Origin of the sequence: Sphingobacterium sp. UBA3519 (genome assembly GCF_002377215.1) — a bacterium.
Classification (GTDB): Bacteria; Bacteroidota; Bacteroidia; order Sphingobacteriales; family Sphingobacteriaceae; genus Sphingobacterium; species Sphingobacterium multivorum.
Genome location: NZ_DFPI01000003.1, coordinates 36,507 through 53,141 on the forward strand (window position 1 = coordinate 36,507; position 16,635 = coordinate 53,141).

A 16,635-nucleotide genomic window follows, 5' to 3' on the forward strand; every position below is an offset into this window, starting at 1 on the left:
CTGCTCACTTTAATTTTTCTGCATTGACTGAGACATCTGTTTCAAATAGCCCTCATAGTTTGAATAAGGTTCCTTGATCCTGCTGTTTGGTTTCAGATAAAGAAATCCTTCCTGATTATCCAAAATGACATTAAAATGGTTCAGAATCTGATTTCCGAACAGGCTTGGTCTGCCATTGGGCTTGGCCGGATCAGCGGCATTCGTCACAATATCTTTAAACTCCACACCAGCTATTGAAGCATCCAAACGGATAATCTTACGGTTACTGATCATGGTAAGCGGCGTTAGATCGGTCCAATTATGATCTATACCGGTAAAATCTTCCCCTAACAGCATCGTACCATCACGACCTGTATCAAAAAGGAACCAAAAATCGTAGTCTTGTTGGTTATGTCTAAAAGCAGCTTTAAACTTGGGTCGGTTTTGCTCATAGTATACTGGAAGCTTTGTATACTTCTTTGCTTTAGTGGGGAGATCGCGATGAATTACCAATTCCATTTTATCATAATCGATTTCAATAATGTGATTTCGAAAGAAACTGTTGCCAATAATAAGATCTTCAAAAGGCTTCATATTACCGACCTCAGTCACTGACACGTTTTTCCAAACAATCGGCCCAATATGCAATTCATTGCCCAGACTTGTCCGCTCGTTATTAAGCCCGTCGGTATTCGCAACTGTCGTAAACGATGAAAATGATAAATCCAGCTGCTTTGCGTTATTTCTATTAACAACGCCAGTTCCAGCTCCTAAATCAAACTGTATCGTAACGTCTTTTTTGTTAATTGTACCGTTCAGGAAAATCCGTGAGCCAATAAGACGAAACGGTATCCGCATCGGAAATAAATTACTATTATCCATTGTGGGTAGATCCGGCGGTAATTGAGCGCTTATACGAACGTGACAAGAATCCGTTCCATTCAATAGTACTATGAAATCATACATCGACCCGGGTTTAGTCATCACAGTCAATTCCTCCTGATCTGTTTTAAAAACAACTGTACTTTCTTTTGTTGGAATATTTACGAAATAGACGTCGGGATCTGCCTTGGGATCTAATTTCCAGTCAACATGGCAATAGGCGCCATCTGTAATACCGGCTTTCTCAGATGAAGCTTTGATCAAAGGAATCTTAGCTTGCGGAAAGACGTTCGTCATCGTAAAAAAAGAAAGAATAATAGCAAAGGTAGCCAAGGCAATATGGCGTTTCTTCTTTTGATTGTCTGTTTTCATAATTTTGCATTTTTTTGAAGATCAAAGAAAAAAAATACCAGACGAAGAATACCCTTTTACAGCCCGACAATGTCCCGACAGCTAGCCGACAATTGTATAAAAGCACCTATAATATACTTATATCGGGCAAAATACGTGCATGCCCAGCTTTATTTAATCCAATCGCATTTCGCAGTATAATGATTATATTCATAAGTATCCAACATAACGGAATAAGCAATTTCACATTGCTTTTAATACCTACCCAATCGTTCAGTATAAAAATAATAAGCATCAGTAAAACAGCAATTAAAGTCGATACGATTTGAATTGAGATTAACTGGCGAACTTTATATGAATGCTGTTTTTTGAAGAGCATAATTGCGACAGGTACCAAAATATTTAATGGTGGCAATATAGAAAAGGGTAAGGAAGACAGGTTGATAATCTTGATCCATCTCAAGTTTTCTGACTCAAGAGGTATATCATACGCAGAAAACTCCGATTCCTCCACATTCAATGCCTGTGCAAGTGCGCGAAGGGTGTAACCCTTTGGCGACTGCCCCGCTTCAATCCGCTGAATTGTTCTTACTGAAATATTTGATTTTTGCGCTAGTTCCTCTTGTGTTAAATTGAGTTTCTCACGTAATGATTGTAATTTGTTCATAAACAATAGATCGATCTTACCATCAAATTTACAGAATTTGGTGGTAAGAATTCAGTAAATCTAATGTTTATGCTTTCTTGGGGATCGTAGTATCCTCTTCGGTAATCGTCTGCTCCTCTTGTGTTAACGGGGCCGGAGGTATTTCGGTTACATTACGCTCAATTTCCTGCGTTTCAACATGCACGGCATATTGCGAGGGTTCAATAGGGATGCCCATGACAGTGGCGTACTCCCTTGTATAGATTGCACCAAAATATAAAATAGCTGCTGTGTAGTAGACCCAAAGTAAGATCAACACAAATGAACCTGCCGCACCATAGGTATCTTGGGTTGCAGAATGCTCCAGATAGACTCCAATTAAATAACGTCCCAATACAAATAAAATTGACGTAAATAAGGCACCCGCCCGTACGGTCCGCCAGTGAATATTTACATCCGGAAGTGCTTTAAATATGACACTAAATAACAAGAATATAATTCCAAAAGACAATGCAAAGTTAATCCCATCCATTAACATTACGGTCACGTCCGGGAAATAATGCTGTAGCTGATCTGTCAACGCCAATATTACACCATTTACGATGAGTGTAACGACTAATAAAAAGCCCAATCCAATCACCAAAGACGAAGATAACAATCTATCCTGAATCAATTTTAACCAGCCTTTTTTCGGCTTTGCCCTTACGTGCCAAATTTTGTTAATCGAATTCTGTATATCCCCAAAAACCGTCGTTGCTCCTAAAACCAATGTAATGCTACTGATAAGCAACGCCAGGTTTGATTTTCCCGAAAGCTGCAAATTCTGAATAACTTCTTGAATCTGTTTTGCAGCATTGCTTCCCACCAAACCGCGGAGTTCCAGGAATACTTTCCCTTCAATCGCATCCTCACCATAAAAAATTCCAGCTAAGGCAATCATTAAAACCAATATAGGACCAATAGAGAAAACAGTATAATAAGATAATGAAGCACTATATTTCATCGAATCCTCATTCAAAAATCCAGCCACCGTACTCTTTAAAATTCGCCAATAGGTTTTCACCTTACTTCTACTTTTAGTTCGTTTATCCATGTTCTTGTACTTTGTACTCCAAAACAAACCATTGAGAAGCTAAGAATGTTTGTCGTTAACGCGTTTTAATGCGAGTAGTCTCCTATTGTTCCCTGGAGAACCAAGCGATTGTGGTCTGCAACTTTAAGGCTCAGCGTAATGTCTGACGCGATCGTTTTCAATAATAGAATCGGTGATATTTTAGCCTCATTTGGCCAATCCGCCAAATGAACTGCCACATGGGATAGTTCAACCGTCTTATTGTAAGCTACGTTAAGTTTATCAATATCCTTTGATGTGGACAGCAAACTAAATCCCTTATCTTGTTTTTGAAACCAGTGATAAAATAATTTATTGGGGAGGAATCTACTCATGTCGCTATCTCCACGCATGGCTATTCTTACATCCGGAACTTTCGTTTCGTACGGTGTTTTCTCTTCGATCGTTTCAAAATTTTCATCAACCGCATAATTTATAATGGTATCTGTTTGAATGACCTTATTTTTCAAAATTTCAATATCGACGTAATTTCCATCCAAATGTGTTATAATAGAATCGGCGGCTAAAGGGAGTTCACTAAGTAGTTGTTTTAGCTGATTTTTAAATTGACTATTGGGTATATTGATCCAAGCTTTACCAATGTATTTTGCGGAAGCGAGTTCTCTCACAAGATATTCCTTTGGAAAATTCCAATCTGTTGAGAAAAATTCGCCGGATACTTCGACATGGTCTCCTTTCAAATCAAGTTCGATAAAATTATCTGTTGAAATATTGCTATAACGCAGTGATTTTCCGGTCAACGTGCTTGGACGGTTGATAAATTGTTCTATGGTAACCCGGTCCTCTTTTGATTGAATTAGCTGAAGCATTTCTTCCTTCTTTGTATCAAGATCAAAGCCTAGACCTAGCAGCAGATCATCCCCTTTCCAGATAAAGGCGATTTTACTCGGTTGATGATAGGCATAGCTCACATCAGGGGCGAGATTACTTTCCACCGCACCAACCTGTAATACATCCTTTAGAAAGGTCAAAAATTGTTGTTTATTTTTTAGCTGAAAAAAAGCATAAAAGTTTTTTGGATGCGGTTCCAAAGCAAAAAGAAATACATTCGCTTTTATATCAATACCATTATCTTTGAGTTTACTTAGTTTTTTGCCAAAATCCTGTCCCTCTTTCGGCGCTGACTGCCATTTATTAAAAAACTGATTCAGCAGGATATCATCCAATGATATGGTCAACAAAGCCTTACTTTTTTTATGGACCAATGATTTATAGGATTCTTGCTGTCGTAGTATATATCCGCCCCAGGCGACAATCGCCAACAGTACGAGGACAGCTATCGTCCAAAGCATTATTTTTTTAATCATAACAATTGAATCAGTAATTTTTGGTAGTTTATCTCGTAAAGAACTATCTGACAGACCCCTCAACTAAGAAATTAGATTCTGCAGTATTGAGCTCCTTAAGAAAATCCTAGATTTGAAATTTTGTTCTGAAACCTATTCGATTTAAAATAGATCAATGAATCAAAGGCTGAAACAATACCTTCTCTGAAAAGAGCGTAAAAACTAGGTTTCAGCAATGCACTTGATACCTTCTATTTTAAAATCAATAATAGCAAAAGTATCAAATGCCTGGGGATCTTTTCATCCCTGAAATCAGGGAATTGGGGAGTCTAATTAGGCTTCCCGAATTAATCCGTATTCTATAGCCGATTTTACTGCCGCAGTAACACTTTTGGTTTGAAATTTTTCCATTAGATTTTTGCGATGGCTCTCTACCGTATGTGAACTGATAAACAATGAATCGGCAATTTGATTTGTTGTCATTCCTTGCGCCACGAAAGTAAGCACCTCTTTCTCGCGACGTGTCAATTTTGGCACCTGCTTAAGCCCCATTTCCACCTTCTTGTTCAGGATCGCCTGCGTTTTCTCACAGAGATACCTTTTGCCGACAAGAACAGCGGAAATGGCAGCAATTATTTCATCACCATTTGCATTTTTCTGTAGATAGGCATTGGCACCCTCATTTAAAATGCTGTTAATCACTGCAAATTCATTATGTACACTAAACGCAATAATTTTCAAATCCTTATTGCTTTCCTTTAGACCTTTAACCAAATCAATACCGTTAGCATCCGGCAGATTGATATCGAGCAGCAATACCAATGGCATATCAGCAGGAATACGATGGAACAGTTCAGTGGCGCTGGAATACATGCCCACAACTTCAAAATCTTCATGCGCATTTATAATGTTTTTCAATCCCTCAAGTAGCAAAGGGTGATCGTCTGTAATCGCTATTTTTATCATTTTTCCAAAAAGTTAAATCATAGGTAATTCCAATTCTATGGTTGTACCCGCTCCATTCTCCGACATAACCTTCATTTCCCCGTGTAGAAACGAAAGTCTTGACCGCACATTATGCATTCCCGCAGAGTGCTGCAAATCGACACTTTCCATATCAAAACCCTTGCCATCATCTTCAATAGTAATATGTAAACGTTTATTATGTGAAGAAAGCTGTATTAAAATGTTGGCCGCATTAGCATGTTTCAACGCGTTATTCACCAATTCTTGAATAATTCTGTACAAAGAAATTTCCTGTTCCGTGCTTAAGGTTGATTCAAATTGTAAAAATTCACATTCTACTTGACATGTCGATTGACTCATTCGGTTTGCATAGTCTCTTAAAGTTTCTTTCAAACCATATTTTACAATTAAATCTGGCATAAGATTATGTGCAAGCCGGCGAAGTTCATCTACAGCCCCGTCCAGCAAATCAATACTTCGATCGATTCCTTCTTTCATGGATTCCTGCTCCAATACATTTTTATTTATGGCTGATAATCCCAATTTGGTACTTGACAGCAAACCTCCTAATCCATCATGCAGGTCGCGAGCAAGACGGGTACGCTCTTTCTCTTCCCCGGCCAGCATTGCAGTCAGGTTTTTAATAGCATGTTGTTGATTATTCTTTTCCATCTCCAGTTCATGCAAATGAACCTTCTGCTTCAAGGCCTTTGAACGTTGCCAATACGCATAAAACAGCAAAACAATCACAACCAAACAACTGACGAACAACCAAATATAAATTGAATTCATTCGTGATTTAAAGGCAATTTGCTTTTTTGACACGTCAAGTTCTTGCAAGCGCTGTTCATTTTCCAGTTGGCTTAATTGCAAATCCTGTTCCTTTTTATCCCGTTCAAGTTGGAGTACCTTGAGCTGTTGTGTTCGATTGAGTTCATTTAATTTCAAATTCTCCACCAGTTGACGTTGTCTATCGTTCAAGACTTTCATCAGCTTGATCTGCTGTTCCTTTTTCTCGCCTTCCAATCGAAGCCGCATTAACTTTTGGTTTTGCAATTCACGCTCATACTTTAGCTCAAGTTGCTTCGTCTTATCCAGTTTATCCGAATTAAATGCTTTTTCAAATACATCTATGTAACTTTTTTGATAATTGAAAGCTTCCTCATATTTACCCTCTTCAACACTTACTTCAGCCAGTCTGCTAAACAGGCTTAACCCGACTTGGTAATCATAATGGGGCTCTCTTTGAAGATTGTGCAGTGCCTGCTGCAGATATTTTTTTCCTTCCTCTCGATGTCCGACTTTGAAAGATTCATCAGCGAGGATACCGTAAGCAGGTATTGTAATGGCATATTGTCCCGTTTCAGCAGCAATATCTAAGGCCTGTTTCGCATATGATATTGCTTTTTTACCACCATTTTCTGGATAAAACTCATGGTACAGATTCGCTAAATTAACAGAAACGTAAGCTAAATCTGTTGGATTAACAAGATGTTTCTCGTTCTTTTCTACCAAATTGTAAGCCTCAAGATAGTGTTGTTCAGCTTTCCTTAATAGATTTTGGTCTGCATTATTGGATCTATACTCCTCTTCAAATAGGTAACCAGCCTGCATGTAAGCGTCAAATAGGCTATTGACATTCTTTCCTTCCTTCGCCGTTTCCAGCAGAAGCGTGGTGTACTTTTCTTGAAAATCATAATTGCGTTGGTTTGCATAGATCGCTGTAAGCTCCTTATAAACTGCCAATTTTCGGGCGATATTTGCCTCAGTCGGTGGCGCCTTCTCTAAAAATGAAATTGCTTTATGGAATTGGGAAACAGCCTCATCCTCTTTATTCTGTCGTGTCATAACCCATCCATCACAATAATGCACATACCCCTTTATTCCATTATCGTTAACTATGGGGAGTACAGATTTAGCATGTTCTAAATAATAGCGTGATTTTTCAAATGCATGATCATTAAAACTGTTCATGGCAGCAATACAATTCAAATAGGCATAATATTGCTTGTCAGGATAATTTCTGGCCAACTGAATATTATCATTAAGCAATTGACTGGCCAGCGCTTTTTCATTACTAAAATATAGGGCTTGTGCATATTTACCCGTTAACACAAACCGTTCTTTACTTCCTAAAGGAAGACTGTAATACGACTTCTGCAAATCTTGCAGCTGTTCTTGCGCAACAATAGCATCGCAAAAGCACAATAAAACAAAGAATATTAGTACAGATTTCCAAAAAGTTCGAACATGCCCCATAAAATCAAATCTAGCGTCTAGCTATGTGAATTGGCCAAACATAGATAAAATTGCTCTTATACGCAATTCGTTGTCTCGAAAATAAATTAACTTCCCCCTGTTATTGACCTAATTAACCGAACCTTGCTGAGCAAAAAATTGTACCTTTGTAACAATGAAGTACACCTATCTTTTTCTTGCTATAGCCGCAGAGATATTTGCAACCACTTTCCTCAAGAAGTCTGCGGGTTTTACCCTTATAAAGCCTACCATTCTCTGTATTGTAGGCTATATTATTGCCTTCTATTTTTTAAGTATCACACTTAAATACCTGCCCGTCGGAATATCCTACGCAATTTGGTCTGGCGTTGGTATTGTAGCCATTACGCTTATTGGTATGTTCTTATTTAAACAGATTCCCGATACAGCAGCCATTATCGGTATGGTCTTGATTGTTGTTGGAGTCATTATTATCAATCTGTTTTCAAAAATGGGCGCACATTAGTTGATCTAAGATCAAAATTTGTATTTTTGTAACTTACATAAATAAAAGGATACGTGTCGTTAGAGAAACTAAAACTTAGCAAAAGATTGAATGCTACGATGACCGAACTCGGTTATCTTGCTCCAAAGGAAATTCAAAGTAGATGCATTTCCAGAATTCTTGGTGGACAGGATGTGATTGCCATCGCTCCAGAAGGTGCAGGCAAAACCACAACTTATGTCTTATCTACCTTGATGAAGTTGAAATTCACAACAGATGAAGCTCCGAAGTTTTTGATCTTGGCGCCTAATGAAGAACGTATCGACGAAATTGTTGAGAGATTCTATCAATTAAGCAAAAATAAAGATCTTCGCATCATTGGATTGCGGGCTTCAGGCAGCATGGAAGAAGAAATCGAAGAACTGGTTGATGGAAAAGACATTGTTGTAGCTACCCCAAATCGTGCAAGAGCTATCTATCTTAAATTGGCTTTGAATCTCAACCGTATTCAGACACTGATTATCGATGATGCTGAAGAGATTATCAAACAAGGAATGCAAAATACGGTAAGGGAATTAGCCGAAAGCTGCGGAAAAGTACAACATTTAGTTTTCAGTACTGTTGAACACCAAAAACTTTATGACATGATCGACAATTTCATGAATGAAAATTGTGCCTCGGTCGAAATAGATGAACTTGAGAATGACACTGTCGACACCCTAGATCTATTATTATATCATGTTCCTAATTTCACAACAAAGATCAATTTATTAAATCTTCTGTTGCAGGATAAAGAAGTATTTCAAAAAGTAGTCGTCTTTGTAAATTCGAAGCTTACTGCCCAAAAGTTGGCCAGCAGTTTGTTCAGTAGCAATAAAGAAGAAATTGCTATCCTCAATCCATTGTTCTATGATGATTTTGGCTATGAGACGATGGAAGATTTCAAGGAAAATAGTCAATCTCGTGTCCTAATAATTGCACGGGAAAATACGAACGATGTAGACCTTTCCGCTGTTCCATTCATTTTTCAATTTGAGTTACCAAATGAAAAGGAGGAATTCTTAAATCATCTTGTTAAAAATGACGAAAATGAAGAATCAGTCGTGTTGACTTTCACAACAGATCTGGAATTACCCATGGTTAAAAAAATAGAACAGGCTGTCGGTAAAAGAATGGATGTTTTGGAACTGCCAGAGGATCTTGTAATCTATAATCCCATCACCGACAAAAAGAAAAAGTCGAGCAAGGAGGAAGATAAAGAAGATCTTTCCCGAGGTGGCGCATTCCACCAAAAGAAAGAAAGCAATGCCAAGACTTTTAATTATGGCGGTGGCGAAAAGGCAAAAATGACCATGAAAATGAAAAAGAAATAAAAAAGGGAAGTTTAAAACTTCCCTTTTTTAAATAACAGCATACTGTTATCATTTTATCAACAAATCCTTTTCATACACAATTTCCCTTCGATGAGGTAAATTCGAAATACTGCTATGGTGAAGTCCTCGTTGACTGTAGTTTACTTGAGAATTTTCTTCAACAATTTAATATACGCATTTGCGATTCTTTCCATACCTTGATCATTTGGATGAGCGTAGTCAACGGTCGAATTCAGATCCAGATTAAGGTCTTGACTCGACAATAAGAAAAGCTGACGGATTCCTTTTGATTGTAATTTTTCAAAAGTCGCCTTCAGCACACGGCTACTTTGCTGGTATTCCGCATTTTTATCTTCATTAAAGACTTCGGCTATGCTCCCCGAACTATGCTGTGTCAAAATAATGGGTGTCGTCGGATGTTCTTTTCTTAAAAATGTCACCGCATTGACCAACAGTGAATCCAATTGCTCTTCTGTTAGCGACTTTGAAATAGCAAGATTAGGAATACAATCCAACACATAACAGGCAGCATCTACACTATTCATCACATTCAAAATCGGTTGTTCCAATCGACCGTTACCAGAAAAGCATAAGTTGATCATTTCATGGTCAAACGCACGTCCCACTTGGTTGGTCCAAGCTAAGCCTGGGCGACTGGTACAGGCCCCCTGTCCAATCGAGGTCCCATACACAACAATAGGTTTGGCTGCTGTGGTATGGGTATACGTTAATTTAGCGGTATTTGGCACACCAATCTTTAACCACTTAACCGTATTGTATAGCGGAAGATATAAGCGGTAATTAAATTTTCCATTGCGCCCTATATTCTTCCATGTATAAGAAATGGTATCCGAAAAATCATAATTGCCATAAGCCCATTTCCATTCCTTGTTTACAGTATCATAAGCATAAAGATCAAGCCCACTGACACCTGTTGTTGGCATATGGGGCATATTTAAACCGCCAGCCACTTGGTATTGAACCATAATCTCAGGTGAAGTAGTTTGAAAGTCAATATAGAATCCCGCACTATTCTTCCCCAGTTCCCATACGGGTTTACGTACCTGGCTTTCCAGTTCATCCGGAAGTCTATTGAAGGCCGAAAGCTTCTGATTCTCCAGCCTACCTTCCACATGCTTATCTTCTAGTGGAGAAAACCAACTATAACTCTCCTGCGCTTTGATGGCAGAAAAAGACAACAACAAAAACGCTGTCAATGCAACTTTTGAGAACATACAATAATTTAGCTTTAAGTTTGGTGTAATTGATTATAAAAAAGGAGCCTATTGGCTCCTTTCTATTGCGATTTATTTATTATACTATAAAATAGCTTGTCTAACTCGGACCAGTTTTTCCATCAAGCCTTCAAGTAAATCCAAATGTAACATATTGGCGCCATCAGACTTCGCATTTGCCGGATCAGGATGTGTTTCTATAAACAGGCCGTCGGCTCCCACCGCTATTGCAGCTTTGGCTATTGTTTCAATTAATGCTGGTTTCCCTCCTGTTACGCCAGAAGTTTGATTCGGTTGTTGTAAGGAATGTGTACAGTCCATTATTGTGGGCACGTTAAAAGAACGCATTTCGGGAATCCCGCGATAATCTACAATGAGATCCTGATAGCCGAACGTATTACCCCGATCAGTTAAAAAAACCTTCTCATTTCCAGATTCCACGATCTTATCCACTGCAAATTTCATAGATCCAGCACTCAAAAACTGACCTTTCTTTACATTGACCACCTTGTTCGTTTTTGCTGCTGCAACTAATAAGTCAGTCTGTCTGCACAAAAATGCTGGAATTTGAAGAACGTCAACGTATGCGGCTGCCATTTCCGCCTCATGGCTCTCATGGATATCCGTCACCGTCGGTACACCAAAAGTTTTCCCAACTTTCTCTAAAATCTTCAACGCTTTCTCATCACCTATCCCCATAAATGAATCTAGCCGCGATCTATTGGCCTTACGGTAAGATCCCTTGAAAATGTACGGAATATTTAGTTTATCTGTAATTGTAACAATCTTTTCAGCAATACGCAAAGCGATTTCTTCTCCTTCAATTGCACATGGCCCCGCCATTAAAAAGAAATTCTGCGATGTCCCATTCTTGATTTCGGGAATGTATTTGTTAATCATATAATTATAAAAAATTAATTGCCGAGTTCTGATAAAAATTTGATTCGCATCAATTGGAGATCCTCATAGCTATAATCGTCTCCACCTAATTCTTTAAGCGCATCATTAATTGAATCAGTCTCTGCTGTCTTAAAATAGTCATATACCTCATCTTGACGATCCTCATCTATGACCTCATCAATAAAGTAATTGATATTGATTTTCGTTCCTGCGTTTACGATCGTCTCAATTTCTTTCAATATTTCTTCATAAGTTATCCCCTTAGCTGAGGCAATATCATCTAATGCAATTTTACGATCGATATTTTGAATAATAGACACTTTTAATGCCGATTTATTAGCTGTACTCTTAATGACAAGATCCACAGGTCTATCAATTTCATTCTCCTCAACATAGTCTTTGATCAAGGCAATAAATGGAGCACCAAATTTAATCGCTTTACCATTCCCTACCCCCTGAATCTGTTTCAACTCATCGATAGCAATTGGATAATGTGTACACATCTCTTCCAGCGAAGGATCTTGAAAGATAACAAACGGCGGCAGGGACTTGCCCTTTGCAATTTTCTTACGTAAATCTTTAAGCATACCCAACAAGACGGTATCTAAGGCCCCTGTACCCTGTCCTGTATCTTCCGAATTTGTATTATCCCCCCCTTCAATTGGACGATTCAAAACAAATTTTAGTTGATAAGGATTATCCAGATAATGACGACCAATAGCTGTCAATTTTAAAAGGCCATAATGATCAATATCTTTTTCGATAAAGTTATCAAGCACTGCCTGCCTAAGTAAGGATTTCCAATAAATAACACCTTTATCTTTGCCCTTTCCGAAAAGACGATGTTCATCATGTTTATAGGCGGATACGGGTTGGTTGTTTTGGCCGATCATGACGTTAATCACGTGATGATCATCAAATTTTTCACCCTGTTCTTGAATAAAGCCCAATACATCTTTTAAAGCGTCTTCGGCCTCAAAATATTCTTTTTCCGAACGACAATTATCACACATATTATTACAGCCCTGCTCGTCAAAATTTTCTCCAAAATAATGAAGAATCTGTTTACGGCGACATACTGCAGACTCCGAATAATCAATAACCTCTTTTAAGATCTGCGTGCCAATCTCACGTTCAGCCACAGGTTTATCTTTCATAAACTTGGTCAGTTTTTCAACATCTTTTTCCGAATAAAAAGCCAAGCAATAACCATCACCCCCATCACGTCCAGCACGTCCAGTTTCCTGATAATATCCCTCCATGGATTTAGGAATATCGTGGTGAATCACATAACGAACATCAGGTTTATCTATTCCCATACCAAAAGCAATGGTAGCCACAATCACTTCGACATCCTCCATCAAAAATTTATCCTGTGTATCTGCTCTTGTTTTGGCGTCTAAACCCGCGTGGTAAGGTAAAGCTTTGATGCCATTTAGGTTCAAAACCTCACTGATTTCTTCTACCTTTTTACGGCTCAAACAATAGACAATGCCCGTCTTACCCGATTTGGTTTTGATAAAACGTACAATTTCTTTTACGACATCTTTTTTAGGTCTTACCTCGTAATATAAGTTGCTACGATTAAATGATGACTTAAATAAAACAGCATCAGTCATCTGCAAATTTTTACGAATATCAGACTGTACTTTAGGTGTTGCTGTCGCTGTAAGCGCAATAATAGGAATATTGGCCCCTATTTCATTAATGACCTGGCGTATTTTACGATATTCTGGTCTAAAATCGTGTCCCCATTCGGAAATACAATGCGCTTCGTCAACCGCTACAAATGACACGGTGATTTGGTGTAAGAAGTCCAAATTATCTTGCTTAGCAAGAGATTCCGGAGCGACATACAGCAATTTGGTCTTCCCAGCGATTACATCATCCTTAACCTTTGTAATCTCACTTTTATTCAATGAAGAATTCAAAAAATGAGCGATACTATCTTCGCCACCGAATGCACGAAGCTGATCTACTTGGTTTTTCATTAAAGCAATCAACGGAGAAATAACAATTGCAGTCCCCTCACTCATGAGTGCTGGAAGTTGATAGCAAATTGATTTCCCTCCTCCGGTTGGCATAATTACAAACGTGTCTCTCCGTTGAAGAATACTGTTTATAATTGCCTCCTGATCCCCCTTAAAAGTATCAAAACCAAAAAAATCTTGTAAATTGTCGAAAAGTGATTTTTCTATTTCCATTGCGCCTTGGGCAAAAATAAGATAGATAAATGAAGAAATAATCTTGAAAAATAATCTATTTTTGCAATCTATTCTAATACATAAAAGTAAGAGTATTTTTTGTGAAAAACAACTACGAAATAAAAAATATAGCTATTCAAGCTATTCAAGAAGAAGCCAAGGCAGTAGCTGCTTTAGCTCAATATATTGATGATGATTTTGTTACCGTTGTCGATCGTATTCTTAATTTGCACGGCCGAGTTATTGTAACTGGAATTGGTAAAAGCGCTATTATTGCTCAAAAGATAGTTGCAACGCTCAATTCGACAGGTACACCATCGATTTTTATGCATGCTGCTGATGCTATCCATGGAGATCTTGGTATCATCCAACAAAATGATTTGATTATTGCCATCTCTAAAAGTGGTAATACACCTGAGATTAAAGTACTTGTTCCCTTTTTAAAACAGACAAAGAATGTATTGGTTGCTTTGGTCGGAAATACAGATTCCTACCTCGCTAAAAATGCCGACTATATTTTAAATACCACCGTTGAGAAAGAAGCTTGTCCCAACAACCTTGCACCAACTTCAAGTACAACTGCTCAGTTGGCAATGGGTGATGCGCTTGCCGTGGTATTACAAGAGTGCCGTGATTTCACGGATAAAGATTTTGCAAAATACCATCCAGGAGGAGCATTAGGCAAAAAGCTGTACTTGAGAGTCGGCGATCTATCCGATCAGAATGGCAAACCTAGCGTCCCACAACAAGCCACAGTAAGTGATATCATCATCACCATAACACAGTTTAGACTGGGAGCTGTCGCCGTGTTGGATGATGAAAACATACTTGGCATCATCACAGATGGTGATATCCGTCGTATGCTGGAGAAACACACGGATTTAGCGACAATTACTGCCGCCGATATCATGGGAAAATCACCTAAAATTATCGATAAAGATGAATTGGCCGCCAATGCGCTCCATATTATGCGTGAAAACAATATCACACAACTATTGGTTTCCGACAAAGGAAATTACGCTGGTGTTATCCACATACAGGATCTATTGAAAGAAGGGATAATATAACTGTAATAAAGTTGTTAGATGTACAATAAATTGGCAATAAATATTAAATTTGGCATATCAGTTGTACTATTTTAATCGTAAAGTAATATTTTAGAAGCATGAAAAAGTATATAATAATCTTAGCAGTGATCATTTCCTTTATTAGTTTTTCTTCGATGCAAACAGGACAAGGAGAATTTAAATTCGAAAAAGAAACACATGATTTTGGTAAAATTCCTGCCGGCACGCCCGTTTCGTATAATTTCAAATTTTCTAACACCGGTAGCGAGCCAATTATCATTTCCAACGTGGTGCCTACCTGTGGATGTTCTGTAGCAGAATTTACAAAAACGCCAATCAAACCAGGAGAAAGTGGTACGATTAAAGTGACTTACAATGCTGCAGCAAAAGCGCCATTCACAAAGAGCTTCACGGTGCAGTCGAATACCAAGACTCCTGTAAAAACGCTATACATTAAGGGTATTGTAGAATAACAATTCCCATAGATAAAACGAAAAAAGCCACATTATCATGTGGCTTTTTTCGTTTTATTTTGGTTAGCTTTGCACTACTAATTTTAAAAAAACTATAATGCCAGTAATATCAGAAAAAGGGCTGAATATGCCTGCGTCGCCTATTAGAAAGTTGACGCCATATGCTGATCAAGCAAAAAAAGAAGGTAAAAAGATATATCACCTCAATATCGGACAACCTGATATCCAAACACCTGAAGTGATGCTTAATGCTTTGAAAAATATACAGTTCAAAGTGTGGGCCTACACACCTTCTGAAGGTACAGCCTCTTACCGAAACAAGTTAGCAGAATATTATAATAAGCTAAATTATAATATCGAGCCGACAGATATATTAGTAACAAATGGTGGTTCGGAAGCGATTATGATCGCTATGCAAGCCTGTTTAAATGAAGGCGAAGAGATCATCATTCCAGAGCCATTTTATGCGAATTACAATGGTTTTGCTTGTTCCTCCGATGTGGTAATCAAACCAATCATGTCCTATATTGAAAGTGGATTTGCATTACCTTCCATCGCCGAATTTGAAAAAGTAATTACCGCTAAAACCAAAGCAATCTGCATCTGTAATCCAAATAACCCTACAGGTTACCTTTATTCCAGAGAAGAACTCGAAGCTCTTCGTGAACTTTGTCTAAAATATGATCTTTACCTTTTTTCAGATGAGGCTTATCGTGAATTTTGTTACGATGGCAGAGCGTTTATCTCACCAATGCATTTAGAAGGTCTCGAAAATAATGTCGTTATTTTTGATACAGTATCAAAACGTTACTCCGCTTGTGGTGCGCGTATTGGATGTATCATTACCAAAAATAAAGAACTATATCAGACAGCACTGAAATTTGCACAAGCGCGCTTAAGCCCATCCTTAGAAGGACAAATAGCGGGTGAAGCTGCTGTTGATACACCAGACAGTTACTTCGAGGCGGTATCCAAAGAATATACAGCAAGAAGAGATACCCTCGTAAAAGGGCTCAATGCCATTGAAGGAGTTTACTCTCCTAACCCGGGTGGCGCATTTTACGTCGTAGCCAAATTACCAATTGATAATGCAGATAAATTCTGTCAATGGATGTTGGAAGAGTTCTCTTACAATAACGAAACAGTTATGATGGCTCCAGCTACGGGCTTTTATAGTACAGAGGGTGCTGGAGTAAATGAAGTCCGCCTGGCCTATGTACTGAATCAGGATGATCTTAAAAGCGCTTTAGTTTGCTTAGAGAAAGCACTCCAAGTGTATCCGGGACGCACAAATTAACAATAAGATAACAGCACTTAAGAAAGGCGGAACATGCATGTTCCGCCTTTTTCTTTTTTCATGGTTCCTTCCCATAAACCCCAATTCTATTTCTTTTTAAAAAAAAACAAAACAAAGTTTTG

General features: G+C 38.2%; 14 protein-coding genes. 5 read left to right on the forward strand and 9 right to left on the reverse strand.

All coding sequences use genetic code 11. From position 1 onward, the window contains the following. Positions 1-9 precede the first annotated feature (9 nt). From B3297_RS01530 to B3297_RS01555, 6 genes are all read right to left on the reverse strand, one after another. Positions 10-1,233 (reverse strand): retropepsin-like aspartic protease, encoded by a 1,224-nt coding sequence (locus B3297_RS01530; protein WP_083295753.1) that lies wholly within the window; start codon positions 1,231-1,233, stop codon positions 10-12. 106 nt (positions 1,234-1,339) lie between these two features. After that, positions 1,340-1,879: a helix-turn-helix domain-containing protein gene (locus B3297_RS01535; protein ID WP_070561083.1), complete on the reverse strand. Its 540-nt coding sequence runs from the start codon at positions 1,877-1,879 to the stop codon at positions 1,340-1,342. Positions 1,880-1,946: 67 nt separating this feature from the next. Continuing rightward, the gene (locus B3297_RS01540) at positions 1,947-2,951 is read right to left on the reverse strand and encodes a YihY/virulence factor BrkB family protein (RefSeq protein WP_070561084.1); all 1,005 of its coding nucleotides are present in this window, start codon (positions 2,949-2,951) and stop codon (positions 1,947-1,949) included. A 65-nt stretch (positions 2,952-3,016) separates the two neighbouring features. Beyond that, positions 3,017-4,297 (reverse strand): hypothetical protein, encoded by a 1,281-nt coding sequence (locus B3297_RS01545; RefSeq protein WP_115048823.1) that lies wholly within the window; start codon positions 4,295-4,297, stop codon positions 3,017-3,019. Between the two features lie 312 nt (positions 4,298-4,609). Next, the gene (locus B3297_RS01550) at positions 4,610-5,242 is read right to left on the reverse strand and encodes a response regulator (RefSeq protein WP_070561086.1); all 633 of its coding nucleotides are present in this window, start codon (positions 5,240-5,242) and stop codon (positions 4,610-4,612) included. A 12-nt stretch (positions 5,243-5,254) separates the two neighbouring features. Further along, entirely contained in the window at positions 5,255-7,405 is a 2,151-nt protein-coding gene (locus B3297_RS01555; protein WP_201639164.1) for a sensor histidine kinase, read from the reverse strand. Between the two features lie 250 nt (positions 7,406-7,655). Here B3297_RS01555 and B3297_RS01560 point away from each other — a divergent pair, with 250 nt between their 5' ends. Both B3297_RS01560 and B3297_RS01565 read left to right on the forward strand, forming a co-directional pair. After that, complete coding sequence (locus tag B3297_RS01560) at positions 7,656-7,985, forward strand: DMT family transporter (RefSeq protein WP_070561088.1); 330 nt, start codon at positions 7,656-7,658, stop codon at positions 7,983-7,985. A gap of 53 nt (positions 7,986-8,038) precedes the next feature. Beyond that, positions 8,039-9,337 carry a DEAD/DEAH box helicase gene (locus tag B3297_RS01565; RefSeq protein WP_070561089.1) on the forward strand — a complete coding sequence of 433 codons (1,299 nt, stop codon included), beginning with the start codon at positions 8,039-8,041 and terminating at the stop codon, positions 9,335-9,337. Positions 9,338-9,477: 140 nt separating this feature from the next. Here B3297_RS01565 and B3297_RS01570 read toward each other — a convergent pair whose 3' ends face one another. The 3 genes from B3297_RS01570 to recQ all read right to left on the reverse strand — a co-directional run bounded on the left by B3297_RS01570 (position 9,478) and on the right by recQ (position 13,676). Next, complete coding sequence (locus B3297_RS01570) at positions 9,478-10,572, reverse strand: SGNH/GDSL hydrolase family protein (RefSeq protein WP_070561090.1); 1,095 nt, start codon at positions 10,570-10,572, stop codon at positions 9,478-9,480. Between the two features lie 84 nt (positions 10,573-10,656). After that, the gene (gene kdsA, locus B3297_RS01575; protein ID WP_070561091.1) at positions 10,657-11,472 is read right to left on the reverse strand and encodes a 3-deoxy-8-phosphooctulonate synthase; all 816 of its coding nucleotides are present in this window, start codon (positions 11,470-11,472) and stop codon (positions 10,657-10,659) included. Between the two features lie 14 nt (positions 11,473-11,486). Beyond that, positions 11,487-13,676, reverse strand: a complete 2,190-nt coding sequence (gene recQ, locus B3297_RS01580; protein WP_070561092.1) for a DNA helicase RecQ — start codon at positions 13,674-13,676, stop codon at positions 11,487-11,489. 101 nt (positions 13,677-13,777) lie between these two features. Here recQ and B3297_RS01585 point away from each other — a divergent pair, with 101 nt between their 5' ends. From B3297_RS01585 to B3297_RS01595, 3 genes are all read left to right on the forward strand, one after another. Beyond that, positions 13,778-14,743 carry a KpsF/GutQ family sugar-phosphate isomerase gene (locus tag B3297_RS01585; protein WP_070561093.1) on the forward strand — a complete coding sequence of 322 codons (966 nt, stop codon included), beginning with the start codon at positions 13,778-13,780 and terminating at the stop codon, positions 14,741-14,743. Between the two features lie 98 nt (positions 14,744-14,841). Then, positions 14,842-15,216, forward strand: a complete 375-nt coding sequence (locus B3297_RS01590) for a DUF1573 domain-containing protein (protein WP_286778306.1) — start codon at positions 14,842-14,844, stop codon at positions 15,214-15,216. A 97-nt stretch (positions 15,217-15,313) separates the two neighbouring features. Next, positions 15,314-16,513 carry a pyridoxal phosphate-dependent aminotransferase gene (locus B3297_RS01595; RefSeq protein ID WP_070561095.1) on the forward strand — a complete coding sequence of 400 codons (1,200 nt, stop codon included), beginning with the start codon at positions 15,314-15,316 and terminating at the stop codon, positions 16,511-16,513. Positions 16,514-16,635: the final 122 nt, after the last annotated feature.

What these genes read in the sequence shown, in the direction of transcription:
- B3297_RS01530 (WP_083295753.1), bottom strand. Translation starts at nt 1,233, where the DNA reads ATGAAAACAGACAATCAAAAGAAGAAACGCCATATTGCCTTGGCTACC.
- B3297_RS01570 (WP_070561090.1), bottom strand. Translation starts at nt 10,572, where the DNA reads ATGTTCTCAAAAGTTGCATTGACAGCGTTTTTGTTGTTGTCTTTTTCT.
- B3297_RS01545 (WP_115048823.1), bottom strand. Translation starts at nt 4,297, where the DNA reads ATGATTAAAAAAATAATGCTTTGGACGATAGCTGTCCTCGTACTGTTG.
- B3297_RS01560 (WP_070561088.1), top strand. Translation starts at nt 7,656, where the DNA reads ATGAAGTACACCTATCTTTTTCTTGCTATAGCCGCAGAGATATTTGCA.
- recQ (WP_070561092.1), bottom strand. Translation starts at nt 13,676, where the DNA reads ATGGAAATAGAAAAATCACTTTTCGACAATTTACAAGATTTTTTTGGT.
- kdsA (WP_070561091.1), bottom strand. Translation starts at nt 11,472, where the DNA reads ATGATTAACAAATACATTCCCGAAATCAAGAATGGGACATCGCAGAAT.
- B3297_RS01535 (WP_070561083.1), bottom strand. Translation starts at nt 1,879, where the DNA reads ATGAACAAATTACAATCATTACGTGAGAAACTCAATTTAACACAAGAG.
- B3297_RS01590 (WP_286778306.1), top strand. Translation starts at nt 14,842, where the DNA reads ATGAAAAAGTATATAATAATCTTAGCAGTGATCATTTCCTTTATTAGT.
- B3297_RS01550 (WP_070561086.1), bottom strand. Translation starts at nt 5,242, where the DNA reads ATGATAAAAATAGCGATTACAGACGATCACCCTTTGCTACTTGAGGGA.
- B3297_RS01540 (WP_070561084.1), bottom strand. Translation starts at nt 2,951, where the DNA reads ATGGATAAACGAACTAAAAGTAGAAGTAAGGTGAAAACCTATTGGCGA.
- B3297_RS01595 (WP_070561095.1), top strand. Translation starts at nt 15,314, where the DNA reads ATGCCAGTAATATCAGAAAAAGGGCTGAATATGCCTGCGTCGCCTATT.